The sequence below is a fragment of the Calidithermus terrae genome, assembly GCF_003574345.1.
Taxonomy (GTDB): domain Bacteria; phylum Deinococcota; class Deinococci; order Deinococcales; family Thermaceae; genus Calidithermus; species Calidithermus chliarophilus.
On record NZ_QXDL01000014.1, the window covers coordinates 1 to 23297 of the forward strand.

The following is a 23297-nucleotide window of genomic DNA, read 5'->3' on the forward strand; positions in this document are numbered from 1 at the left end:
GCCCTGACCCGCCGCAGGGGGGCCCAGGGGAGGGGGATGCCCCCCTGCGGCGGGTCAGGGCAGGCCGGCACGGGACGGACCGAGGGCGGGCGGTCGCGCAAGTAGCTGGTGCGGGAGTGGAAGCTGCGATAAGCGTTCACGGCCCCACCTCCAGCCCGGTCTCCCGAGCACGCGGCCACCAGGCCTCCTTGTCCGGGTAGCGGGCGTGGACGGTGGAGGCGACCAGCTCGCACAGCAACAGCCGGTCGAGGGGGCGGCAACCGGCCGCCAGCAGGCACTCGTACATCAGGTTCACCAGCAGGCGGCGCACCTGGATCTCCGGCTCGCGCTGCAGGCGGTAGAGCTCGCTGCCGCGGACATGCTGGCCCTGGTGGTCGGGGCTCGCGCTCAGCAGTGGCAGGCTCACCCCCTCGGGCAGGGCCTGCGCCTCGGCCTCGTAGTCCTCCTGCCAGGGGATCCAGAACTCACCCTCCTGCATGACCTGCCAGAGCCGGTCGTAAGTCTGCGCCAGCAGCTCGGCCCAGCGACCGACCTCGGCGGGCTCGTGGCGCAGGGCCTGGTCGAACCACCGGTCCAGGTGGGGCTGGAGCCGCCGGGCGAGCGCCTGGAAGCGCCGTTCGAGGGCCTCTCCTTCAGGCAGGTTGTGGTAGAAGGCGATGGCGTGGGAGCGGAAGCTCACCGCGACCGAGGGCGGGGAGGCGAACCGGGGCTCGGACTTACCCTCGAAGGCCACGGTGAAGCCGAACATCAGCCGGGCGAAGGCCTCCAGGCGCGCGTTGGGGGGGTCGTGCTCGAGCAGCCAGTCGATGAGGGGCTGCGAGCAGAGCATGAAGTCCTTGGCGACGCGCACGACCGCCGGGGAACCGTAACGGCGCTCCCTCAGCAGCAGGGGGCTCCACAAGAGGGTGTGGTTCTCGAACAGCGGCAGCATGGGCTCGTCGATGAGCTCGAGGCCCGCCAGGGTTCCGTAGCGCTCCAGGTAAGCGTCCGGCGTGAGGGACGTGGGCGAGGGGTGGGCCGCGAAGTACCGGGCCAGCGCCTCCTCCAACCGCCGCTGCACCTGGGCGAGGTGCTGCTCGTCACCCAAGCGCAGGTTGGCGCGCACGTGAGGGCCGTGGTGCCAGTTGCGGCGCAGGAAGTAGCCCTGCACCAGTCCCTCGCCGACGAGGTCTTCCAGCGGGGGCCGCAACCCCTCGCGCATCAGGTGGTCCTTCTGCGGGTCGTGGTAAAACACCCGCAGGGTGACCCAGTTCGACCCGTGCTGTGGGCTCATGGCCGGTATGCACCCCCTTCCGAGCGAAGTTCCACGCACCACTCGCCGACGTAGCGTTCCCCGTCGACGACCACCGTCCCCTCCCCGGGCGCCGGGAGGGCCTCCTGCAGCCAGGCCGCGCCGCACACCTCGGCCAGGCAGCGCTCGAGGACGCGCACGAAGAAGAAGCTGTCGAGGTCGATGTACTGCGGCTTCAACAGGCTCGTCTTGGAGATTTGCTCGTGGACGTCCTGCTGCAGAGCCTGCCAGCGGTCGGGGTAGAGGAAGAAGCGCCGGGGCACGCCCTCGGCTTCGGACCAGGCCAGTAGCCGCCGCCAGTAGCGGAAATCGCCCTCCCCCTTCGCCCGTGCCAACCGCTGGGGCTCGGGCAGCACCCAAGCCCGGCGGGCCAGCACGACCGACCCCAGCCGCACCCGCGGCCACCGGCGGCGCGCGCCGGGCTGGCGGGCGTGCAACACCTCGGCGAAGTAGGCCCGGAAGCCCGCCAGCGGCGCCAGGTAGGCCAGGTCACGCTCCAGCGGCGCCAGCAGTTCAGGGGTGTAGCTGCTGATGTACACCGGCAGCACCTCCTGGCCCCGGTGCAGCAACTCCAGGCTGTGCTCGTGCGGGTTGTGCCGCACCCAAAGGTCCTGGACGCGCAGCCCGGGCTCGAGGTTGCCGGGGGCGCACAGCCGTTCGGGCAGGAGGGCCGGGAAGGCGTTGATGGTGCTGTCGGTCTTGAACGCGAGCTGCAGGGGCCGTTTGCCGGGGTACGCCCGGGCCAGCGAGGCGGCCACGTCGCGGGCCAGCCCGCCGACCTCCGGCCCGTCGCCCAGGGCCGCCAGCGCACGAACCGCCAGAGCCCCGAAGCCCTTCGACACGCTGTTGAGCACCCAGGTGGCGGGCGCGCCGGAAGAACCCGCCGCCTGCAGGAAGAGGCTCAGGGCACGGACCGGGCGCCCGGGCAGCCGGTGCGGGAGCTGGGTGTTGGCCCAATCGACGCCCAGGTCGATCTCGTCGGCCTGCGGGTCGGCCTCCATAAGCGCCCGCACCCGCTCGAGCACGGCCTCGACGGCTCGCTCGGCCTCCTGCCGGGCCTGGGCCAGGCCATCCAGGTAGTCCCGGCCGTGGGGGCAAGGTGGGCCGCTGCCCAGCAGGAATTCCTGCAGCGGGGCCTGGGCCCCCGGCCCGAAGCGCCCGACGAAGCGCTCGACCAGGGCCAGGTGCTGGCGGTTGGCCTGCCCCACCAGCAGCGCCAGGCGGGCCACGCCCTGCAGTTCGTCGGTGCAGAGCTCGGGGAGGGGCCCCAGCCCGGGGAGGCGGGCCACGCTGTTCTCGCAGAGCAGCCGCCCGGGCGGCGGCAGGGGCGCGCCCGGCGGCAGGAGGCCCGCGAGGGCTTCCTCGACCCGGCGTCGCAGGCCACGGCGGGTGCGGTGGTCGGTCCGGCCGTACTGCCGCAGGCAAGCCCGCAGCCGGCGGAGCTCTTCGGCCCAGCCCCGGGCACGCTCGAGCGGCAGGGCGGTCAGGAAGGCCTCGAGCCGGCCCAGCGGGTCGGGGGTCATGTCGGCGAAGCCCTCGGCGTGGAGCAGCACCTGGCGCTCGAGGAGCTGCTCGACGAAGCCGCGCACCCGCCCGGCCTGGCCCTCCGGCACCCCTAGCCTGTGGCACAGGGCCTGTTCGAGGTTGCCCCTGGCCAGAGGCCCCCCCTCGAGCAGCTCCCCCACGGCCTGCAGCGCCGGGGAGGTGGGCAGTTGCAGCCAGCGGTCGCGGGCTCGGCCCTGCGCGTCGCGCTGGCGTTGCAGCAGCGTCCAGCCGCCGTCGCCGCGGGCCAGGTCGGGGTTGAGGGCCAGGGGGAGGTAGGGCTGCAGGTCGGGGTGGCCCAGCACGTGGCGGTACACCTCCTCGACCAGGGCGCGGTGCAGGTCAACCCGGGCGCAGAAGGCCGCGCCTTGTGGGGCAGCCCCGGCACGCCCCAGCGCGGTGTGGGTGAAGCGGCTCAGCGGGCTGGTCTTGAGAGCGCAACGGCTGAGGTAGACCGTCAAGGTGTTCTCGACCTTTCGCCAGGTGCTCGGGGGGCTGGGCGCGGCGGCGAGGTACTGCTGGAGGCTGTCGAGGAAGTCGGGCGCGGTGGCCTCGAGCGCGGCCAGTAGGTCCTCGGAGCGAACCACCGCTTCCTTCAGGCGCTGCTGCACCCGCCCGTACTCCTGCAGGAATTCACGCTCGAAGCGGGCTTCGAGCCCCTGGAGTTCCTGGCGCGACGCGGCCCAGGCCTGCACGGAGGGCAGGGCGGGGTGGTCTTCGGCCCGCAGCACCGCCAGGTCCCGCTCGGACGGCGCCCGCCCTTCCCGGATGCTCCGCCGCAGGTTGATCAGCGCCAGGCGCAGCTCGCGCCGCCCCCCCGCCTCGGCTACCCGGGCCTCGAGCTCCAGGCCCAGCGTCTCGGCCGAGCGGCGCAGGCGGCCCTCCAGATCGAGGTGGCGGCGGGCGAGCTCGGCGCTGTCGAAGCGCAGTTGCTCCAGCACCCCCGCAGGCACGCTCCCGAAGCGGAGCACGGCGAAGTCCGCGGGGCTCCAGCCGGTGGGGCCGGCACGGCGGGGTGGGGTGAGGGTCGCGGGTAGGGTCATGGGCCTCCTTTCAGGCGAAGGGGTGTGGGGTGAAGAGGGGCTCGAGGTCGGCCCCCGGCGGCAGGCGGCGGCGTAGCCGCGCGCAGGCGTGAACCCGGCGCTGCCGGTGCCCGAAGGTCAGGGGCAGCGCGTCGGGCACCAGGGCCCGCACGCAGTGCAGGCCGTGCCCGCGCAGGGTGGGGGGCGTGAGATCGACGAAGACCACGTCGGGGTGGTGCCGCAGCAGGCGTTCGACCAGCACGACCAGCTTGGCGGTGATGCCGCCGGGCCAGTCCCGGTCGCGGGCCTCCAGGCTCGAGGGCACGACCGCCTCGCCGGACAGGAAGTCCAGCAGGACAGCGCTTTCGGGATGGGCGAAGCGGAGGTAGTGGTGCAATTCACCCTCCACCGCGCCGGGGTCGTGCAGGCACTGCCGGGCCTGGCCCGGGTCGTAGAGGTCAAAGGTGAGCTGCAGCGAGGTCAGCGCTTCGGTCAGGGCCGCCCGGGCCGCCCGCCAGGTCCGGGCGTGGGCCGCGGCCCCGCTGAGGGAGTAGGGGGCGCCGCCGTCGGTGCGGACCAGCAGGGCCCAGACGGTCGGCAGCCCGGCCTCCTGCGTGATGTCGTAAAGCCGCGCCTCGTACCCCAAGCGCGCGGCCCAGTCGAGCTGCACCCCGACCTCGCGCCGCCCCAGGACTTGGGGGTCGATGCGCCGCGCCGGCGAACGGGTGTACCAGGTCATCAGGAGCGCGTCGCGCTCGAGCACCTCGAACAGCGCGTGCAGCAGCGCCTCCTCGAGGCTGGCCCCCAGCGCCGTCCCGCTGGAGGTCTCGTTCACGAAGCGCGGGTGACCCACATAGCCCAGGAAAGCGTGGGCCGCGGGCACCAGGACAGGCCCCTGCCGGCGGAACGAGTACCCCCACACCCACTCGATGGGCAGGTCTGGGTCGTAGGGCACCAGCCCAGGCACGTGGCGCAGGTCCTCGGGGCGGGGTTGGACCAGGCTGAGGGGGTCGAGGAGCGGGTGCTCACGGCAGAGGCGCGAACAGCTACCCCGGATGACCTCGAGCTGCCCCGTGTCGGTGCTGGCCTTGCGCTCAAGCGCCTCCAACAGCGCCCCCAGCTCGGCGTCGCGGTAGTTGTTGGTCCGGCCGAAGGTGGGAACGCTGTGTGGGCCCAGCGGGAGGTCGCAGCGGCTCACCGCCGCGCCCCGCACCCCGTCCTCACGCACCACCTCCCCGTGCAGCCAAGCCCTGAGCCCAGGGGCCAGGTGGCGGGGCCTGGCCTGACGGCAGCTCCCGTCCACGTGCTCGGGGCGCGGGGACAGGAAGGGCTCGGGCCCGGCCCCCTCCTGGAGGGGAATGACCTGGAGCTGGCCCTCCAGCAGGTCGAGCCTCAGCCAGGAGCGCGCGGGGTTGCCGGACCACAGCTCGAGCCACACCCGCGCGAAGGGGTGGCGCCGCTCGAGGTCGGTGAGGGGGGTCGCGGCGGTGGGGTCCCAGTCGGACAGCAGGCCGTGCAGCCGGGCCTGCTCCTCGGCGGTGTGCGTGCCGGGCGAGATCCAGAGGTAGCGGGAGCCAGCGGCCGCCAGCCGGCCACCCGGCTCCGGGCCGAAGGGGCCAGTGCTCCGCTCCAGTTGCCGCACCGCGCTCATCGCTGCCCCCGGGTTAATCGGCGGCGCTCCCGCCCGCCTCGGCCACCTGGAACACGGGCTCGCCAGCCTGTGCCCTCTGCCCTCGGGCCACCACCGCCCAGGCGAGCGTCAGGGCGGCGGTCACGGCCGCGGCCCCCGCGAAAACCCAGGGCAGGCTGACCCGGTCGATGAAGCCGGCGAGGGCCAGAAGGGTCAGCGGCATGCCCAGTTGGCCGGTGGCCTCGAGCACGCCGAAGGCGCGCCCTAGCTGGCCGTGCGGGACGAGGGTCTGCAGGAGGTAGGTGTTGGCGAGGGTCACGAGCCCCACGCCCAGGCCGATCACCACCGCCGCCGCGAGGGCCGGCACGTAGGAGCCGGCCAGCGCCAGGAGCGTGAACCCCGCCGCCGCCAGGCCGTAGCCCAGCGTCACCGAGCGCCGCGCGTCGAAGCGGGCCCCCAGCCACGTGACCGCCATGCTGCCCAGGAGCATGCCCGCGCTTACGAGCGCGACGAACACCCCGAAGGCCTCAGGACCGCCGCCCAGGTCGAGCATGTGTTTGGGCATCGCCGAGTTGAGGGGGGCGAAGGCCGCCATGGCGAAGAACCCCAGCAGCGGGATGAGGCGCAGGATCGGCGAAGCCCACAGCGTAACCAGGCCCTCGCGCAGGTCCTGGAAGTAGGTGTTCTCGCCGGCGCGGGCGGGGCGCGGAGGGTTCGAGACCAGCAGCAGGAGCCCGGCCATCAGCAAGAAGGAAGCCGCGTCAAGGAGGATCACGGTGGCGCTGCCCAGCAGCGAAACCAGGAAGCCCCCGGCCACCAGCCCCACCACCGTCGTGGACTGGCTCGCCACGCCCATCAGGCCGTTCGCGCGGGCCAGCTCGCCCGCAGGGACCAACTGGGGGAGCCAGGCGCGAAAGGCCGAATTGTAGAAGGTGTTAATCCCCCCTTGGAGCAGGGCCACCGCATACAACACGTCGGGGCTGAGCTCACCCCGGACCGCCAGGTACCACACCCCCAGCCCCAGCAGCCCCTTGCACAGATCGCCCAGCAGCAGCGGCGCCTTGAGCGGGACGCGGTCGACCAGGGTGCCTGCGAAGGGGGCCAACAGGCCCGGCAGCATGCCGAGGGCCAGCACCATCCCGGTGGCGGCCACCGAGCCGGTGAGGTCGAGCACCAAGTAGGCCAGGGCGACGGTGCTCAGGGCGCTGCCCAGGTCGGACTGGGCGTTGCCCAGCCACACGATGGTGAAGTCGCGGTTCCAGAGCTTGGATGGGGGGGTCCTTGCCATTGCCTCCTCCTGGTCGGGGCTCGAGCCCGGTCACGTCGGCCCTGAGGAAAGGATCTGTCCCAGCCCTGAGCCCGAGAGCCGAACTGGGACAGATTGACGGGCGTCGAGCAGCCGTTTACTTGGTGATGACGATGGTGCAGGAGAACTTGCCGATGCTGGCTCCGGCCTCCGGCAGGGCGTAGCTGTCGCTCTCAGCCAGCACTTTCACGTCGTTGAGGTCGAGGTCTTCGAGGTTGAAGTCGGCCTGGATGTCTTCGGGCTTGGGGGTGTTCTTGGTATTGTCCATAACCTCCTCCTTCATGTGCCGGGCCCTCGGTGGCTCGGTCCACCCCACTCCGTCGGGGCCTGGCGATTGGCAATCTGGGCGCTGAGCTCCCGGGAACGCTCAGACCAGACCTGAGTGGCACAATCTTTCGGGCTTGCGTCTTCTACCGACCGCTGGGCACTGGCGCCGACTGGCCGGTGGGGATCGATACTGCGCTGCCAAGGCCGCTGCCGACGTTCGCCGGGTCCGCCAGAGCTTGCGCGAAGAGGGCGAGTGCGAGGAAGGTTAGGGAGACCACGGCTTGCTGCATCTTCTTCATCTCTTCACCTCCGCTGACTTCCGTTCCTTATCTCTGGCCGCAGGATAGACAGGCCCCGTATTGCAAACGTATTGATACACGGCCGCTGCACGAACCGGGCCTGCCCCCTGCCCAGCGACCGGTTTTCAGCCGTCCAGAAGGGCTTGTTCCCCGGCACCTGGGCAGGCGGAATGCCCGGAATACGCGGCCAGCCCGGCCGGGCTGGTGCGACCCTTCCACCCCAGCGACCCCGGAAGAACCGGGCCCTGCGGCTGCCCCGAGCGCGGGCCCGGCATGGGGGTGGCCCGGAGGCGCCGCGTGTCGGCGGGGAGCGGGCCGGACCGGCGGTGTGATGGCAGCACACCGCGGGGCTTGACCCTGCACAACCCGGTCGGTCGTGCGGGGCATTCGTGGGAAACGCTCTCAGTTCGATCGGGGCATCAGCTTGCGCACCGCAGGCGGCACTTCCCCCAGTTCGCGGCGGTACCGCTCGCAGATCCGCTCATACTCGAGCCGGGCGGCGATCTCCCCCTCGAGCGAGCGCACCGACTCGATGATGTAGTAGCTGAGGGGTTCGCTGCAGGGGTCGATCTCGAGCAGGCGGCGTCCCAGGGCCAAGCACTCCCGGTACATCCCCTGCTCGAACCACCGCTCGAGGATCTGTAGCCCGATTTTGAGCGCCGACCAAGCCAACTCCTCACGCTCCATTTCCGCCCATTCGCTGCTGGCCGCGGGCAGGAAAGGCCCCCGGTACAGCTCGAAGAGCTCGAGCACAGTCTGGGGCTCGGGCGTGTTGAGGGCGCTTAGCACGTCGTCGGCGTCCCAGGAGAAGTCGAGGTCCTCGAATTGCACCGAGTAGCTACGGCGGAGCCGGTCGAAAGGGATGGAAAGCCCAGGGGCCGCGCCCTCGAGGTCGTAGCGGGTCTGGTGAAAGTAATTGCGGGCCTGCTTGGGGTCGGCGTCGGGGAACAGGTCGGCCAGGATCCCCTCCAGGCTGTTCCCCGGCTTGCGCAGGAGGTAGGCGAGCACCTCGAGGCTGCGGGAGAGCCCTAGGCGTACGGGCTGACCGTCCAGCAGTAGCCGCGAAGCCCCTAGGCTCACCAGGCGAAGCCGCCGCAGGCCGGGCTTGGCGGCGCTAAGCCTGAGGTACTCCTGGTAGAACCCGGCCGCGTACCGGTCGGGCGCTAGCGAGGCCATGTACTCCAGCAATTCGGGCATCAGCCTGAGCTCAGGGCTGAGCGCCGCGACCGACCTCAGGGTGTGGCAGGCGTCGATGGCCTTGTTCAACACCAGCTCGGCCATCGCGGAGTTTTGCTGCTTCAAATAGGCATTGGCCAGGTGCGCCCAGGCCCAACTGGCCTCGCGGTAGAAGTGTCCACGCTCGAACTGTTCCGCCACCTCGGCCAGCTGCGTCGCTCCCTCCGCGCCGGCCAAGACCCCCTCCCGCAACGAGAGCATGAGACCGGCCCGTTCGGAGGCGACCCGGCCCCGGGCCTTGGCGAGGTACTTGCGAGCCTGGGCGGTATCGCCGTCGGCGGTGTAGAGGCTGACGAGGGAGAGGTCGGCGTAGCTCTCGAAGTCCCGCTGCGAGTAGTGCTCGGCCCGCTCGGCACAGCGGCAGAACAGTTCCTTGGCGCTGCCGCGGTCCCCCAGCGCCTTGGCCAGCAGCGCGCGGGCGTACAAGTAGCCAAGCTCGACCACGGGGGGCCTGCTGGCGGCGGCCTCGATGGCCGCCAGATCGGCGGCGGCCTGGTCGTAGCGGCCCAGGTAGATCAGGCTCAGCGCCCGGCTGGAGAGCACCATCAGGCGGCGGGCCGGTGAGGCGTTGCTCAGCGCGCTGTCGAAGCACTCCGTGGCCTGGTGCTCGAAGCCCTTGAGGGAGTAGAGGAAGCCCAGCGCGTGCAGGATCGGCGGCTTCAGGGCTTCGGCGAGGGGGGTGCGGAACGTGTTACCCCAAGCCTCCTCGAGGTGCTCGATGGCGTCCTCGAGCCTCCCCGTCTCGTAGAGCAGCATGCCCTTCTCCCGGGAGAACAGGCACTTGTCAAAGTCCGACAGCGCGGTGGGGTCGAGGCCCTGGAGGGCCTTGTGGGCGAGCCGGAAATCCCCCAGGCTCCGGGCCACGGTCGACAGTTCGATCCCCGCCTCGGGGCACCCGCGTGCCCGCGCCCGCAGCAGCAGGTTCTTCGCCCGGCCAGCCTCTCCCAGGTTGAGCAGGGCCGTACCCGCGAACCGGTCCTCCAGCGGCGTGGGGTTCTCGAGGCCCTGGTAGAGCCTCCACGCCGAATCACTGTCCCCGGCCAGCAAACGCTCGAGCAATCGGTTTGCGCCGATGTTGGTGTGGTCCCGGCTGTCCATATAGACCCACCCGCTCACCCAATTGACCGCCCACGCGTACCGCTTATCTACTATGTTTAGCAAATAAGTGGGCGCTGGGCAAGCAAGGGGCAGGACACAGTGTCCAGATCACACCGCATGAGGCGGCCTACAGGCTAAGTAGCTCCGGCGTGAGTTTGTTACCCTGCCCCCCGACAAACTCACGCCGGAGCTACTAATGAACCCCGTTCCGATCGAGGAATTCCTGCCACCGCAGGGGGAGTTGCTCGCCCACCTCGGTGAAGCGTCGGCAGTGCCTGCGGTAGAAGCGCTCGGCCGCGCCTGGGTTGTCCAGCAAGAGCAGCGCCCGCAGTCCTAGGGAAAGCGCGTCGCCGGCGTAGGGGTCGGCCTCGAGGAGCAGGTAGCTTAGCCGCAAGGCTTCCTCGGGATCGGACTCGAGCAACCCCCAGGCCCTCTCCCGCAGCACCATGTACAGCCGATCTTCGATCAGCGACCCTGCGTTCTTTCCGGTCTGGCCGAGATAGGGTCCGCGCCAGAGGCGGGTATCTTTGGAACGGAGGAACTCCTCGGCGTCTGAAGTTGCCGCTCCCAAGGCGTACCCACCTCCGGTACGCAAGATCACCGCAGCGCCCAGGAGGCTTCGGGTGCGGTAGATCAGCGACCTTAAAGCGCCAAGCGCCTTGCGTTCTTCCCAACCTGAGTAAAGCGCGTCCAGGAGCTCGAGGTCGGGCACCTCGCCCAACCCCTGCATCCGGGCTTCCAGCAGCAGGGTCAACAGTTCCCTCGCCATTTGACCCAATTCAGTAACCCTGGTGCCCGCTACCCTGACCTCCAGCGTTCCCAACACTGCCAGGCTCACCGGAGGTTGGACGGCCTCCTTTCCTGCGGCCTGAGCAGAAGTTTCTTGCCAGAAGCAGCGGGACCCCACAGCCGCGGCATGTTTGGCGCCGAGGGACTCCAACCGCTGTGTCCGGCTTCGCCCTGCCTCCCAGTTTCCCGTCAAGCGGTCATGATCCAGCCCAATCCGCTCCGTGAGCAGGGGCGCGCAGCCAGGAACCAGGCTCACCGCCTGCTGCAAACTCGCTACAGCCTCTTCCCGGCGGCCAAGTTGCTCCAGGGCCAAACCTCTGACCCACTGAATTTGTGCCTGGAGCACTGGGCTGCTAATCCGCAGGGCGATGGACTCGGCTTCAGCAAGGTGCTCGAGGGCAGATTCCACGTCATCTACCGCGATCCGTGCTCGAGCCAGTACCGGTAACACGCGGGCCAGTTCCGGGCGGATGTTGGCCTTGCGCAGGTGATCGACGGCCACTCGAGCGTGCCGCAGAGCCAGCGCGGTTCGCGCGGGCGGTGGCCACTCCAGGTACAGCCGGGCCATGACGTACTCAGTAGGGTAGATCGAGCGCGAAGACTCAGCGCGTCCCAGCACCCGCAGGCTTTCCAGCAAGGCTTCCTCGGCCTGTTCGTAATACCCCAGCTCTAGCAGACATTCCGCGTACACGGCTTGCGCTTGGGCGAATTGCTGCCCATTGCCCAACTCTGTAGCAACGTCCATGGCGGCGCGGTAATCCTCCAATGCTTCTTGCAACTGTCCCAGGCCCATCCGCGCACTTCCCCGGCTGAAGAGCAGGCTCCACTTCCAGCGCCGGGACAGCACCGCCCATGCAGGGTCGGGCTCCACTTCGGCCAGGATCTGCAGAGCCTGGGTGCAGCAGTCGTCGGCACCTTTGTAGTCCCCTTCCTGGCCGAGGCGATTGGCATACGTCTGCATGAGACCTATCCGCTGCACCTTGTTGAGGTCCGTTCGCTCTAAGGCCTGGAGCAGAAAGCGCTTGGCCTCGGCTTGCCGGCCTGCCTTGGCCAACCCAGCCCCCAAAGCGTGCAGGATCGGACGTATCAGGGGGCTGGCATGGATCTCCGGGTGGGCGTTCCATACGGCCAGGGCGCCCTCGCCGTCTCCACCGATGATGCGCACGTGAATATGGGCCAGCAACCGCTCCTCTGCCGTGACCATGCCGGAGAATGCTTCGATCTTGGCCACGGCTTCTTCGGTGTGCTCCTGGAGGGCCAGGCTCCGGGCGAGCGCATACACTGCCTCGAAGCAATCCGGATCGATCTCCAGTGCTTTCTGGGCCATATGTACTGACTCGGGCCGGTCCATTCCCCGCAACGACTTTAGGGCCATCCGGGCCAGCCGTGCGCGGGCTGGCCCTTGGGCCAGGGTCACGGCCCGGGTCAGCAGGGCGAGGGCCTCAAGGCCCTTGCCCTGCGCTAGGGCGGCCTCGGAGGCGCGTTCCAGAAGTTTGAGGGCCTGCTCAGGGTCGAGCTGGGCGGCCTCGAGGTAACGAACGGCCTCCAGGGAATCTCCCGTCTCCAGGGCTTCCAGCGCCCGGCGAGCCAGCACGCGGTGAAGGCTGGGGTCGAGCTGGCTCCGGGCGACCTCGCCAAACAGGGGGTGGATGAACCTCTGGCCCAGGAGGATTCCAGCCCGCTCGAGACGGGCCCGGACTTCCTCGAACTCGGCAGGGCTTACCTGGGCCACCCTGATCCACAGGCTTTGGGAGGCATCCGCAGGCAGCAAGGCACGAGCCCCCAGCACGGCCTGCACCTGCGGTGAGTCGGCAGCCGCGACGAGGCCCTGGGCGATCAGCGCCTCCACCGTGGGCGGGACGGATTCTGCAGGAGGGCTCCGCCAGCGCCAGAGTCTGCCGTCGCTCCACAAGTAACCCTGGCGGGTCAGGTAACGGTAGTATTCCAGCGTGAAGAGCGGGTTCCCCTGGGCGCGGGTGTAGATCCAGGTGGTCGCTTCCTCGGGCAGCTCATGGGGGCCTTGCCTCTGGAGCAGCGCCGCCGAAGCCTCGGCGCTGAGCGGCTCGACGCGGTGGTTTTCGAAGGGCGCAGGCGGCGGGGTGCGGCTGGTGGCGATCAGGATTACCCCTGGGCTGAGGGCGCGTGCCAGCGCCGTCCACAGCTCTAGGCGTTCAGGGCTGGCCTCGTCCAGGTCCTCGACTTGCACGATGAAAGGAGCCAGCCTTTCCAACAGCGCGGCAAGGGTACCCACGGCCTGTTCGGGCTCAAGGTGGTGTCCCCTCACCAGCTTCTCGCGTGCCTTCTCCACCCATCCCCGTAAGCCGGGCGAGAGGGGGATGGATGCGACCAGGGAATCGGTCCTCGTGGTCGCCGCCACTCTCACGCTGCGGCAGCCCGCCGCCTCGAGCAGATGCCGGCTGAGCCAGGTCTTGCCCACCCCGGCTTCACCCCACAGCCCCAAAGGAGGCATGGGCTCGTGGCGGCACAAGCCCTCGAGCCTGGCCAGCAAAGTCGCCGCCTGGGGAGTGGGGACACCCTGGGGGGATTGGGTCGCTTTCATCCTCGTTCCACCCTGGCTCGAGGCGGTTGCGCTAAAGCCGCGAGCAGGACGCTAGCATATCAGTGAGCATTTAAGGATAACCGCCACGCAGCACATCCAAAGCCTGCCTGGCCCCCGGAGCTGGCGGGAAGCTCTGCACCGGAGCCCCGGCATCGACACCGGAGTGCTCTATCAACTCCGGTGTCCACGCGGAGCAGCTCCGTCATCCTTCATCGCTGCTCAGGGCTTGTAGAGGTCCACGCCGCCGGCCTTGTCGAAGTTGGCCTTGAGGAAGGCGGCGTCCACCAATGGCTTGCTGTCGGGGCTGCCGGGCAGGGTGCCGGCGAAGACCTCGAGCGCGTCGAGGTAGCCGTCGCCGTCGGAGTCCTTCATGGCCTTGAGGGCCTCGTAGAGGGCGGCGTTGATGGTGCCCTTGAAGTTGGCGCGCACCAGCTCGCCGAAGGGGTTCCAGGGGGCCCCGCCGTTGGCGTTGACGTGGCAGAACTGGCAGGTGACGCCCGGGCTCAGGTGGAACTGCTGGACCGCCTGCGTGCGGTAGGCTGGCAGGGACAGGGCCAGAGGCAGCCATGCCAGCACGAATATCCCGGAGAGCTTCTTGGTCATTGGATCACCTCGATGACTCCTTTCATGCCCGAGTGAATCTCACAGTGGTAGTCAAAGATCCCTGGGGTATTAAGGGTGACGGGCTGCGAAGCCTGGTTCTGGCTCAGGTTCCCCGTGTCGAAGGCTGGGGAGGTGGCAGTGTGGGGGCTGGAGTCCAGGTTCTTGAAGACCAGGCTGTCGCCGGCCTTGAGCGTGCAGAGAGCCGGCTGGAAGGCAAAGCCCTGGATCTCGACGGTGGGGGGACAAGCCTGGGGTTGCCCACCCCCGCTACTCCCACCCGATAGACAGGCCACCAGGAGCAACGGGAGAGCCAAGGCCAGGGCCGGTCGAAAAGCCGGATTTACTCGGTACATACAACTGCTATCCTCCTTCACGTCGGTTGGAGCCAGAGATAAGCCCAGAGCCCGCCACCCTGCCCGCCTCAGCCCTTAGCTCAGGCTCCAGATCAACAGCGCCAAGCCGATGAAGATCAGCACTACCGTCAGGCCCAGGGTGATGACGCCGTACAGGGTTTCTTTGGGAAACTGCCTCACTCGAGAACCTCCCCCTAGGTGAAGTCGCCCACGTTCGCCGGGTCGCGGGGACTGCGTCGGCGAGCCGCTCGACAACAGCGCAGGGCCTCCGGCGGAGACCGGGCCACCGGCTCCCGGCCAACGGCCACAACCGGCCCAGCGGCACCCCGGGTGATTGAGACCTCCACCGCTCGAAGATGACGGAAGGCTGGTGACGCGCCGGTAACGCGGCACGGTTAGAGCGGTTCGCGAAGTGACTTGCCGAGTGCCGACGGCGATAACCCCTAGACCGAGCGGGTTATCGCACTCTTCACCAGCGCCCGGTCCTATCCCGAACGCAATCGTCTCGACCTTGACACCAATCCTCGCCCATCCCATGGCTCATTTCTCGTGAAGAACGCTCTAAGCCCTCCGTACAGCCCGGCCAGCCTCATCCGTTACCGGGGCGTCATCGGTGGGCAGGCAGGCTGGGTGCCGTACGGAGGTTACATGAGACAAGCTCGCTCGAGAGGTAGTGGAGCCGTCACCCGGAGGAGACGTGCCTTCGAGCAACGGCATCGGCGGTGAGTGAGGAAGCGGGGTGGGAAATGCACAAGAGAACGACGATCATCGGCCTTTTCTCCAGGCCGGCCCCCCAGGTGTTCAAGAGCGTCGACCCCTGGCACTTCATGGCCTGCTATGCCGAGTATCTCGCTCGTCGCTTGACCCAGGAGGAGGCCATTGGCGTCCGGCTGTGGGCGGACGGGCGGCGGGTCGGCGGGACTTACCGGTTACTGCAGGGGCCCACCACCCTGTCGGAGCTGGCTCGAGAAGGCTGCCGGGAATTTCCCGAGGCGTGGAACCTACTCTTGCAAGGGATAGACGTGAGCCACGAAGAGATCCGTGTGCGGCTGGTGATGGTGATCGTGCGGCCAGGCTTGCGGTAAAGGAAGGAGCATCAGGCTCGTGGGAACGGTCCATCGAATCCTCAAGCAACCCTTCTTTGGTCGGTACCAAAAACCATGGCTCTGGCCCCCGGAAATCGCAGCAGACGGTTGGGAGACTGTTCGCTTTCCAAGCGCGAACGGTGCCGGCCTGGTGGGCGTGTTCGGCGGTGCGTACACCGAGCCTGCCAGGGGAGCACTGGTATTGGCCCATCCGCTGGGAGCGGCTGCGAAAGGCTTCTGGCTCAAGTACGGGCATGCCGACCTCTTCCGGAGTGCCGGGTTTCACGTCCTCCCGGACGGTTCGATTTTCGACTGGTAGGGGCAGGCTGAGCATTGCCCCGGCCAGGGCGAAGAAAGGAAGCCTCGATGAAAACGATCCGCTTTCGTCGGATACCCAGCAGGCAGGCCGACCTCGCTTGTGAGGTCGGGGGCGAGGGTCCTGTAGTAGTATTCCTGCACGCGGGCGTCGCGGACCGGAGGATGTGGCATCCCCAGCTCGAGAGCCTATGCGCTTCCCACCGGGTTGTGGCCTACGACCGCCGGGGATTCGGAGAAACCTTGCCTGTGGACGAGTCCTTCTCCCAGGTTGGCGATCTCCTGGCGGTGCTCGACCATCTGGACATACCGCAAGCCGCGCTGGTGGGGTGCTCACAGGGAGGCCGGATCGCCATAGATTTCGCCCTGGCCCATCCAGATCGGGTGCGCACCCTGGTGCTGGTCTCCCCCGCGATCAGCGGGGCTCCCCCGCCCAGCAGCCTTCCCCGGGCCATCCAGGTGTTGCAGAGCTGGCTGGAAGCCTCTGAGAAAACCGGCGACCTCGAGCAGGTAAACGCCATCGAGGCACACCTGTGGCTCGATGGCCCACTCAGCCCGGAAGGGCGGGTGGCGGGTATGGCGCGCCAGTTATTCCTGGACATGAATGGCAGGGCCCTGCGGGCTGAGCAGCTTGGCCAGGAAATCGAGCCGGCGCCTGCTTACCCTCACCTCCGCCAGATCAGCCAGCCAACCCTGGTGATATCGGGCCTGCTCGACTGGCCGCACATCCGCGAACGCTGCGAGCACCTTGCCCACACCCTGCCCAACGCCCAACTATACCCCGTTCCGGATGCCGCCCACCTGCCCAGCCTCGAGCACCCCCAGTGGTTCAACGCCTTGCTGAAGGGCTTTCTAGCAAGCCTCGACAGCCTCCCGGATCAATGAGCAGATCCTCCCGGTCGTGCTGTGCCAGCATACTGAACTGGCAAGCGTGCGGCGCCATACCGCCCATCACAGCCGTTTAAGCGGAGCGCATCCGAACCCACCGGTGCGCCGGAGCGCGAACACGCCCCCGCCTGCCCACAGGAATTCCACCCCGGCCTCGAGCAGGCGTTCGAGGGGGGCGTCATCCACACCAGATAAAGGTGGCGATGAGCAGGGCCTCCGGGTCAAGGTAGTACGGGAGGTGCTCGCGATCGGATCGCATGGCACCCCCTCTTTCCTCACACCCTGCCGCCCCAGATCAAGTAGCAAACGCAAGGAATAGAAGAATGAAGGGCAACAACGATGACCATACCTCGTTTAGGTTTAGGGGTTTGACATCCGGGCCGGGGTAAAGGAAAAGGGACAGTGCTTACGGGCCGTCCCAAGAAACATGATATCTCAGTCCGGCACTACGTCTTCGTGACCAGGCGCTGGCTAGAGCGTGTTAGGCACTATGGCTCATGAGGTTAACGAAACGGGCGAGGGGCAGGGCGGCGAAGGCCAGGAAGTGCAGCCTGGCTAGGGTTCGGGGCAATCGCTCGTAATCCCGAGCCAGCCGCCGGAAGCGAGCCGTCCAGCCGAGCGAACGCTCCACGACCTACCTCCTGGGTAACAGCACGAAGCCGTTCCTGGCCCAGGACGGCTTGACCACCTCGAGCTGGACGCCCTGTGCACGAGCCTCCTGCTGGGCTTGTTCCCCGCTGTAGCCCGCGACCGCATAAGCCAATTCGTCGTTTTGCCCAGTAACTTCCTGCACCCCTCGGGCCAGCCCCGCGACCTGGGCGCGGTCTTGCTCGTTGGCCGGGGTGACGTGCAACGCCAACGGGTGTCCCAGAGTGTCCACGGCCAGGTGAACCTTGCTGCCCTCGTGCCGCTTGGCCCCGTCATAGCTTGCCCGCTCGCCGCTCCCCGGGCCGGACTGCAGGGTGCGGTTGTCGAAGATCGCGGTGGAAGGTTGAGCGGCCCGACCTTCGGCCAGCCAGCGCCGGGTCTGCCGGTACACCATTCCCCAGGGCGGCAGGTCCCCCAGCACCATCCGCCACGACACCCCCGCCCGGACCACCCAGCGCCGCCCGTCGGTAAGGCGCCACGAACAGCCACTCCTCGTCGCTCACGTCACTCGGGTACCGCTTCCGGCTCATCCCCCAAGCTTAGCCGCTAAGTCCATAACACCCTCTAGCGCGAAAACTGCCCAGGCGCATCCAGTGACGCAAACAGAAGGTCGGGGACGCAGAGCTGCTGGCCCTGCACTTGGCACGAGTGCGCTTCAGGTACCCCTACGCCTCGGTGTGGTGGCGGCTGACATGGGAGTTCTACCCTCACCTGCCCAGCTACACCCAGGCCTACACCTGCCTGTTGCACCTCCTGCCGCTGCTCCGCCTCCTGAGCCGCCGTCGGCGCAGGCGCAGGTGGGTGCTGGTGGACTCCGGGACTTCGAGTCCATCCCGGCCTGCCGCTGGATGCGCCGGGGCTGCTGCAAGGTAGTGGGGGCGTAGTGAGGGGTACAGCAAGCACGGGGCCTTCTGCGGCTTCCGCCTATACGCCTGGGTGTCTGCGCAGGGCGAGATCCTGCTTTACGCCCTGCGGGGACCGACCAGTACACCTCCGGGTCGCCAGGGTCCAGCTGCGGGAGTCGGGCTTCCTGGGCAGCCCGCGCGCTGTGCATCGGGGACAAGGCCTACGCCTCGGAGGAGTTCGCCACCCTGCCCAAGAAGAACGCCAGCTTGCCTGTTCCTCCTTTACACCGCCAAATTCACGTGTTATCTGATTAAGTATAGAGATAGGAGTTATGAAGTCCCGGCACCGCAGTGAAATTTGGGTGTGTAAGATAAGCTGTGCGCTCTTTTACCTCGTTCGAACCGGCCACTCTGAGTTTCAGCGGCCACGAAACTTTTCGTTTCCGCTATCCCTGGCTCCCCAAAGCTGTCCAAGGCGTGCTCGATGACCCGGACCTCTTCAGCCGGGAAGACGCCATGGTCAAACTCGGGGTCGGCAAGAATATGGTCCGCTCGATGCGTCATTGGTGCCTAGCGCTCGGGCTTATGGACCGCCACAGCTCAGATGGACTTACCGAGCTTGGAAAACGCTTGTTCTCTAGCGACGGCTGGGACCCTTTTCTCGAGGATACCGGTACCCTATGGCTCTTGCATTGGCAGCTTGTAGCCTCACCGGAACGTGCCTCGACCTGGCACTACGCCTTTACCCGCTGGGCACCCGAAACTTTCACCCGTGAACAGCTCTCGGCCTGGCTGGCCGAGGTAGCAGAGCGGGCCGGAGACCGCACCAGCCGCGAAACGATCAAGCGCGACGTGGACGTCTTCGTACAGACCTATGTCCCTTCCGAGCCGAGCCTGACTGTGGCTTTGGAAGAAACCTTCGACTGTCCGATGGTCGAGCTTGGACTGATCCGTGAGCTGGACAAGAAGACTTACGCCTTCACTCGGGGACGGCAACCCACCTTGCCTGACGAAGTGTTCGTGTACGCCTTGCTTCGGTACTGGACGGTGGCCGCACCCGAACGCCAAACTTTGGATATCGGTCGTATAGCCCACGGACCAGGCAGCCCTGGTGCCGCCTTCAAGCTCACCCCCAATGCCCTGGTTGAGCGGTTCGAAAACCTGCCGGCTTGGGCGGGTCTAGCCTACGACGAAACAGCCGGGGTCAAGCAAATTCTGCGGACGGGCTGTGGCATCGCTGACCCTATGGGAGCCCTAGAGATTTACTACCGGGGGGTGAGGGGGTGATCAAGGACCCGAAAGGACGGGTTTTAGTGCGGGGCCGTTTCCACCGATCGGTGCAGCTCGCGCGGGACTGGGAAACCGCTGAGGATTTTAGCGGCTATTTGGTCACGCCGACGGTAAGAAGCCTGACCAAGTGGATTCTGGAAGAGCTATCCCGTGATAAGGGTATTCGGGCTTGGTCAATCACTGGACCCTACGGTTCTGGTAAGTCGGCCTTCGCCCTTTTCCTTTCCAGGTTGCTGGCCGAAGGACTTGGCAATCACCCTGAGGCTGGCGAGTTCAAGCGCTGGCTACCCAGAGGGTTCAAACCCCTGATCCCAGTTCTCGTAGTGGGGCAGAAGGCCTCCCTCGCGGCGGCGCTCCTCTCCGGGTTAGCCAAGGCAATAGACCCAATCGATTCAACCCTATCTGGGGAGATCAAGGCCTTAGCCTCTGGCAGTCAACCAACCGACGCCGAGGTTAGTGCCATCTTCGAGCGGTCAGCCCAAGTTGCCGTCCATCACGGGCGCAGCGGCCTCATGCTGATCGTGGACGAGTTTGGGAAGTTCCTCGAGCACATCGCTTCCGGAGAGGACGACTCTGACTTGCTGATAATGCAGTACCTAGCCGAGGCTGCCTCCCGCAGCCCGGTGCCGTTCGTGGTGATGACCATTCTGCACAGCGGATTTACCGCCTATGCGGACAGGGAGAGCGAACTGCGCCAGATCGAGTGGCAGAAAATCCAGGGTCGGTTCCAGGATGTAGCTTTTCAGGAACCCCACGAGCAGGTGCTGCGACTGATCGGGGCGGCTATTGAACACGAGTTCACCCCGTCGCTCACTCACCGCTATCGTGAACTTATCGAACGGACCATTCACTCCAAGGCCCTGGATGAAAGCCGGATACGTCTGCCGCTCCACGAACTGCTTCCAAGCTGTATCCCCATCGAACCGATTACTGCTACTCTGCTCTCGCCCCTATTCCGCGGTCCCCTCGCTCAGAACGAACGCTCACTGTTCTCCTTCCTCACGAGTCGGGAGCCGTACGGCTTCCAGGAATTCCTCGACTCTGCTAACTGGAGTGCGGATCCTCCGCCACTGTACCGCCTCGACCAGCTCTACGATTATGTCGGAGCCACCCTGGGACCGAGCTTATATAAAGGCAGCTTGGGCCGGCGGTGGGCTGAAATCGACGCAGCTATAGACCGCATACGGGCAGAGGCCCCGCCCCTCACCCGGTCGGTAGTGAAGGCGCTGGGTCTTTTGTGGATCTACGGGAAGGCAGTAGGCTTGAAGGCTGATGCTGAGACCCTGTCACTGGCTTTGGGGGATACTGGAGAGCTGCCTGATGTTCTGGAATACCTCGAGCGTGCCTCGATCATCGTGTTCCGCAGGTTTGAAGAAGCCTACGGTCTTTGGGAAGGCTCAGACATCAACCTCGACGAGCGGTATCGCGAAGCGAGCCAGCACCTCCTCGAAGAGAACCTAGCCACCCGCTTATCCCGTCAGGTCGAACTTAGGCCGTTCGTGGCTCGTGCGCACTACATAAGAACGGGCACGCTGCGCTACTTCACACTGGCCGTAACTGACGGCGTAGACGGCGCTGCTGACAAGGCCTCAGTCCAGGGCGATGCTGACGGAAAGATTACCTTTGTGCTGACCGGGGACGAAACCACTCGAGCCAACCTGATCCGGGAGGCGGTCAAGCGGACCACTGACGGGCCTCCCCTCGAAATCTACGCCTTTCCTAAACCGATAGTAGGCCTGGAGCGGGCACTAGCCCAGGTAGAGAACTGGCGCTGGGTTGAACGCAATACACCTGACTTGGAGGGAGATCGGGCAGCAAGATCAGAACTTGAGGCCAACCTTCGTGCCGCCCAAGAGCAGCTCGAAACCATCGCCGGGCGAGTCTTCGGCTTGAGGGGTCACCGGTTCGCACCCGAGGCTTTAGATTGGGTGCATTACGGTGAGATTTACCGGCCTAAAGACGGGCCCTCCTTCCAGAATTGGTTGTCCAGCCTGTGCGACCGGACCTTTCACAAAGCCCCTAGGCTGAGGAACGAACTCTTGAATCGCAGGAAGCTCTCCTCCGCTGCAAAGGCGGCGCTCAACGAGCTGGTCGAACGGATGGTCTTCAACGAGCGAGCCGACCGATTCGGGATCGAGGGTACTCCCGCTGAAGTGAGCATGTACGAGTCGTTTATCCGTGCGGGCGGCTTTCACCACCAAGATGCCGGATGGAAGATCGGGCCGCCGCGGAACCCGGAATGGGCGCCGGTCTGGGAAGCGATGGAAGGGTTTCTTGAAACTACACACCGAGGTCGACGCCCGCTGGTGGAGCTGTATGACCTGCTTAAAGCGCCGCCCTATGGCCTGCGCGACGGCCCCCTTCCACTGCTACTACTGGCGGCAATCCTGGACAAGCCTGGCGAGATCGCACTGTACCGCGAAGGGCTCTTTCTCGTAGGTCTCAACAAAGAGCTGCTTCAGCTCCTCATCCATGCACCGGAGAACTTCGAAATTCAACGGTTCGCCTTCACTTCCGAAGGTCGCAATACCCTTGAAGCCATCCAGCAGGTGATTATTGAGCTCGGGATTAACATGCGGGCTCGGGGTGGGTCGCCGCTGCTGCGGGTCGCTGAGCCGCTTGTGGTTTCCGTCATGCAGCTCCCTGACTTTGCCAAGAAGACCCGCCGCTTGGACCCACTCGTTGCCGCGGAGCTTCGAGAGGCCCTGCTCAGGGCCAAAGATCCTCATACGCTGCTGCTCCAGGAAGTCCCTGGGTTGCTCGGCATTGACCCCACTCAACCCGAAGCTGAGCGGCTGCTAGCCGAACGTCTCCATAAATGCCTCCTCGCCCTCTATCAAGCCTACCCGAAACTGCTAGATCAGATCGAAAGCTTAGTCAAGGCCACGTTTAACCTGGCTGGTACCACAACCGAAGCACTCAGAACGGAGTTGCGTGAGCGCACCAAGCCGCTCAAGGGGCTCACTGTCAGCGGCGACCTCTCCCGCTTTGTTAACGCTGCAGGGGGACTGGACGACCGAGACTGGCGCGAGGTTATTGGCCAAGTGGTCATGGCAGGAAAGCCTCCGAGCATCTGGACCGACAATGATGTGGTGGATCTTCAGGTACGCCTACAGTACCTCTATAGTGACTTCGTGCGTCTCGAGGAGCTTGGTTTGGAGAAGCAGCGTAGCCTGGCTAGCAGGGTTATCCATGTCGGCGTGCTGGAGAGCAAGCTCAAGGAGGTGCGGGAAAGCATCCCGGTATCCGACGAGCAAATGCCCGAGGTACAGGCACTATCCGAGAAACTGGCTAAAGTCTTGAAGAAAATGGAGGGTAAGGTTAGCCGCCAGGTGCGCTTGGCTGCCCTCTCTCATCTACTACAACAGGAGATTGAAAGGAGACAGCGTTGAGTCAATCCAAGGTACGGCACGTTTGCCTGATCTCCGGAGGTAAGGATAGCACGGCTCTGGCCGTCTACCTGCGCCAAACCCGTCCGGGGCTCGAGATGGAATATGTCTTCTGTGACACCCATAAGGAGCTTGACGAAACTTACGAATACCTGGCCCGGATTGAAGGGTTTCTTGGGAAGGAGGTGATCCGGCTCTCAGCGGGTCTGGGTGAACGGGGGTTCGATCACCACTTAGATATGTTTCGCGGCTACCTACCCTCACCCTCGATGCGCTGGTGTACTCGCAAGCTTAAGATCGAGCCTTTCGAGCGCTATATCGGAGATGACCCGGTCTATCTCTACGTGGGCATCCGAGCCGATGAGAACCGCGAGGGGTATATTTCCACCAAGCCCAACATTATCCCGGTATTTCCATTCAAGGACGACGGGGTGGTAAAGGAGGACGTGTTCCGCATCCTCGAGGAGAGCGGCATCGGCCTGCCCAAATACTACGAGTGGCGCTCACGCTCCGGCTGTTACTTCTGCTTCTATCAGCGCAAGATCGAGTGGGTGGGACTGCTCGAGCGACACCCTGACCTCTTCGAGAAGGCCAAAGCGTACGAGAAGGTCGAACAGGGCTACACCTGGGTGCAGGGGGAGAGCCTCGAGGAGCTTTCTCGTCCCGAGCGCGTCGCGCAGATCAAGGCTGAGGAGGCCAAGCGCCGGGAGCGAGCTGAGAAGCGGCGTCGGCCGCGTACACTCGCAGAGGCATTCACGGGTTCGTATAGTGATGAAGATGAAGTTCAGGGCTGTTTAGTCTGTCAGCTATGACAATAAAAGCAACTTGCCACCACATTAGA

Annotated in this window: 15 protein-coding genes and 1 pseudogene; 5 read left to right on the forward strand and 11 right to left on the reverse strand. The window is 66.3% G+C overall.

Features of this window, described 5'->3' with window-relative positions; genetic code table 11:
• Positions 1 to 136: 136 nt before the first annotated feature.
• The 10 genes from Mterra_RS03060 to Mterra_RS03095 form a co-directional block, all read right to left on the reverse strand.
• Positions 137 to 1273: a lantibiotic dehydratase C-terminal domain-containing protein gene (locus Mterra_RS03060; RefSeq protein WP_119313826.1), complete on the reverse strand. Its 1137-nt coding sequence runs from the start codon at positions 1271 to 1273 to the stop codon at positions 137 to 139.
• The gene (locus Mterra_RS03065) at positions 1270 to 3876 is read right to left on the reverse strand and encodes a lantibiotic dehydratase (RefSeq protein ID WP_119313827.1); all 2607 of its coding nucleotides are present in this window, start codon (positions 3874 to 3876) and stop codon (positions 1270 to 1272) included. Before Mterra_RS03065 ends, Mterra_RS03060 begins: the two co-directional genes overlap by 4 nt.
• Positions 3877 to 3886: 10 nt before the next feature.
• Positions 3887 to 5506: a YcaO-like family protein gene (locus Mterra_RS03070; protein ID WP_119313828.1), complete on the reverse strand. Its 1620-nt coding sequence runs from the start codon at positions 5504 to 5506 to the stop codon at positions 3887 to 3889.
• 13 nt (positions 5507 to 5519) lie between these two features.
• On the reverse strand, positions 5520 to 6773 hold the full coding sequence (locus tag Mterra_RS03075) for an MFS transporter (RefSeq protein WP_119313829.1): 1254 nt from the start codon (positions 6771 to 6773) through the stop codon (positions 5520 to 5522).
• A 115-nt stretch (positions 6774 to 6888) separates the two neighbouring features.
• On the reverse strand, positions 6889 to 7059 hold the full coding sequence (locus tag Mterra_RS22145; RefSeq protein WP_157202525.1) for a thiopeptide-type bacteriocin: 171 nt from the start codon (positions 7057 to 7059) through the stop codon (positions 6889 to 6891).
• 142 nt (positions 7060 to 7201) lie between these two features.
• Positions 7202 to 7357: a hypothetical protein gene (locus tag Mterra_RS22150; protein ID WP_170159532.1), complete on the reverse strand. Its 156-nt coding sequence runs from the start codon at positions 7355 to 7357 to the stop codon at positions 7202 to 7204.
• A 402-nt stretch (positions 7358 to 7759) separates the two neighbouring features.
• Positions 7760 to 9691 (reverse strand): AfsR/SARP family transcriptional regulator, encoded by a 1932-nt coding sequence (locus tag Mterra_RS03080; RefSeq protein WP_119313830.1) that lies wholly within the window; start codon positions 9689 to 9691, stop codon positions 7760 to 7762.
• A 193-nt stretch (positions 9692 to 9884) separates the two neighbouring features.
• The gene (locus Mterra_RS03085; protein ID WP_119313831.1) at positions 9885 to 13040 is read right to left on the reverse strand and encodes an ATP-binding protein; all 3156 of its coding nucleotides are present in this window, start codon (positions 13038 to 13040) and stop codon (positions 9885 to 9887) included.
• A gap of 219 nt (positions 13041 to 13259) precedes the next feature.
• Entirely contained in the window at positions 13260 to 13643 is a 384-nt protein-coding gene (locus tag Mterra_RS03090; protein WP_119313832.1) for a hypothetical protein, read from the reverse strand.
• Complete coding sequence (locus Mterra_RS03095; protein WP_170159534.1) at positions 13640 to 13957, reverse strand: cupredoxin domain-containing protein; 318 nt, start codon at positions 13955 to 13957, stop codon at positions 13640 to 13642. Before Mterra_RS03095 ends, Mterra_RS03090 begins: the two co-directional genes overlap by 4 nt.
• 785 nt (positions 13958 to 14742) lie before the next feature.
• Here Mterra_RS03095 and Mterra_RS03100 point away from each other — a divergent pair.
• Both Mterra_RS03100 and Mterra_RS03105 read left to right on the forward strand, forming a co-directional pair.
• Positions 14743 to 15081: a hypothetical protein gene (locus Mterra_RS03100; RefSeq protein ID WP_119313834.1), complete on the forward strand. Its 339-nt coding sequence runs from the start codon at positions 14743 to 14745 to the stop codon at positions 15079 to 15081.
• A gap of 366 nt (positions 15082 to 15447) precedes the next feature.
• The gene (locus Mterra_RS03105; protein WP_119313835.1) at positions 15448 to 16281 is read left to right on the forward strand and encodes an alpha/beta fold hydrolase; all 834 of its coding nucleotides are present in this window, start codon (positions 15448 to 15450) and stop codon (positions 16279 to 16281) included.
• Positions 16282 to 16765: 484 nt separating this feature from the next.
• Here Mterra_RS03105 and Mterra_RS03110 read toward each other — a convergent pair.
• A pseudogene (locus Mterra_RS03110) lies at positions 16766 to 17462 on the reverse strand (transposase).
• 693 nt (positions 17463 to 18155) lie between these two features.
• On the opposite strand from Mterra_RS03110, the gene Mterra_RS03115 reads away from it, so the two are divergent.
• The 3 genes from Mterra_RS03115 to Mterra_RS03125 are packed head-to-tail and all read left to right on the forward strand — an operon-like array spanning position 18156 to position 23268.
• The gene (locus tag Mterra_RS03115; protein ID WP_119313836.1) at positions 18156 to 19064 is read left to right on the forward strand and encodes a DUF4007 family protein; all 909 of its coding nucleotides are present in this window, start codon (positions 18156 to 18158) and stop codon (positions 19062 to 19064) included.
• On the forward strand, positions 19061 to 22459 hold the full coding sequence (locus Mterra_RS03120; protein ID WP_147372522.1) for a hypothetical protein: 3399 nt from the start codon (positions 19061 to 19063) through the stop codon (positions 22457 to 22459). Before Mterra_RS03115 ends, Mterra_RS03120 begins: the two co-directional genes overlap by 4 nt.
• Positions 22456 to 23268 carry a phosphoadenosine phosphosulfate reductase family protein gene (locus Mterra_RS03125; RefSeq protein WP_119313838.1) on the forward strand — a complete coding sequence of 271 codons (813 nt, stop codon included), beginning with the start codon at positions 22456 to 22458 and terminating at the stop codon, positions 23266 to 23268. Before Mterra_RS03120 ends, Mterra_RS03125 begins: the two co-directional genes overlap by 4 nt.
• Positions 23269 to 23297 lie beyond the last annotated feature (29 nt).

Bases quoted from the DNA above. Each gene is read 5' to 3' on its own strand.
- Mterra_RS22150 (WP_170159532.1), bottom strand. From the start codon at position 7,357: ATGAAGAAGATGCAGCAAGCCGTGGTCTCCCTAACCTTCCTCGCACTC.
- Mterra_RS03070 (WP_119313828.1), bottom strand. From the start codon at position 5,506: ATGAGCGCGGTGCGGCAACTGGAGCGGAGCACTGGCCCCTTCGGCCCG.
- Mterra_RS03100 (WP_119313834.1), top strand. From the start codon at position 14,743: ATGCACAAGAGAACGACGATCATCGGCCTTTTCTCCAGGCCGGCCCCC.
- Mterra_RS22145 (WP_157202525.1), bottom strand. From the start codon at position 7,059: ATGGACAATACCAAGAACACCCCCAAGCCCGAAGACATCCAGGCCGAC.
- Mterra_RS03105 (WP_119313835.1), top strand. From the start codon at position 15,448: ATGAAAACGATCCGCTTTCGTCGGATACCCAGCAGGCAGGCCGACCTC.
- Mterra_RS03085 (WP_119313831.1), bottom strand. From the start codon at position 13,040: ATGAAAGCGACCCAATCCCCCCAGGGTGTCCCCACTCCCCAGGCGGCG.
- Mterra_RS03060 (WP_119313826.1), bottom strand. From the start codon at position 1,273: ATGAGCCCACAGCACGGGTCGAACTGGGTCACCCTGCGGGTGTTTTAC.
- Mterra_RS03080 (WP_119313830.1), bottom strand. From the start codon at position 9,691: ATGGACAGCCGGGACCACACCAACATCGGCGCAAACCGATTGCTCGAG.
- Mterra_RS03075 (WP_119313829.1), bottom strand. From the start codon at position 6,773: ATGGCAAGGACCCCCCCATCCAAGCTCTGGAACCGCGACTTCACCATC.
- Mterra_RS03090 (WP_119313832.1), bottom strand. From the start codon at position 13,643: ATGACCAAGAAGCTCTCCGGGATATTCGTGCTGGCATGGCTGCCTCTG.
- Mterra_RS03065 (WP_119313827.1), bottom strand. From the start codon at position 3,876: ATGACCCTACCCGCGACCCTCACCCCACCCCGCCGTGCCGGCCCCACC.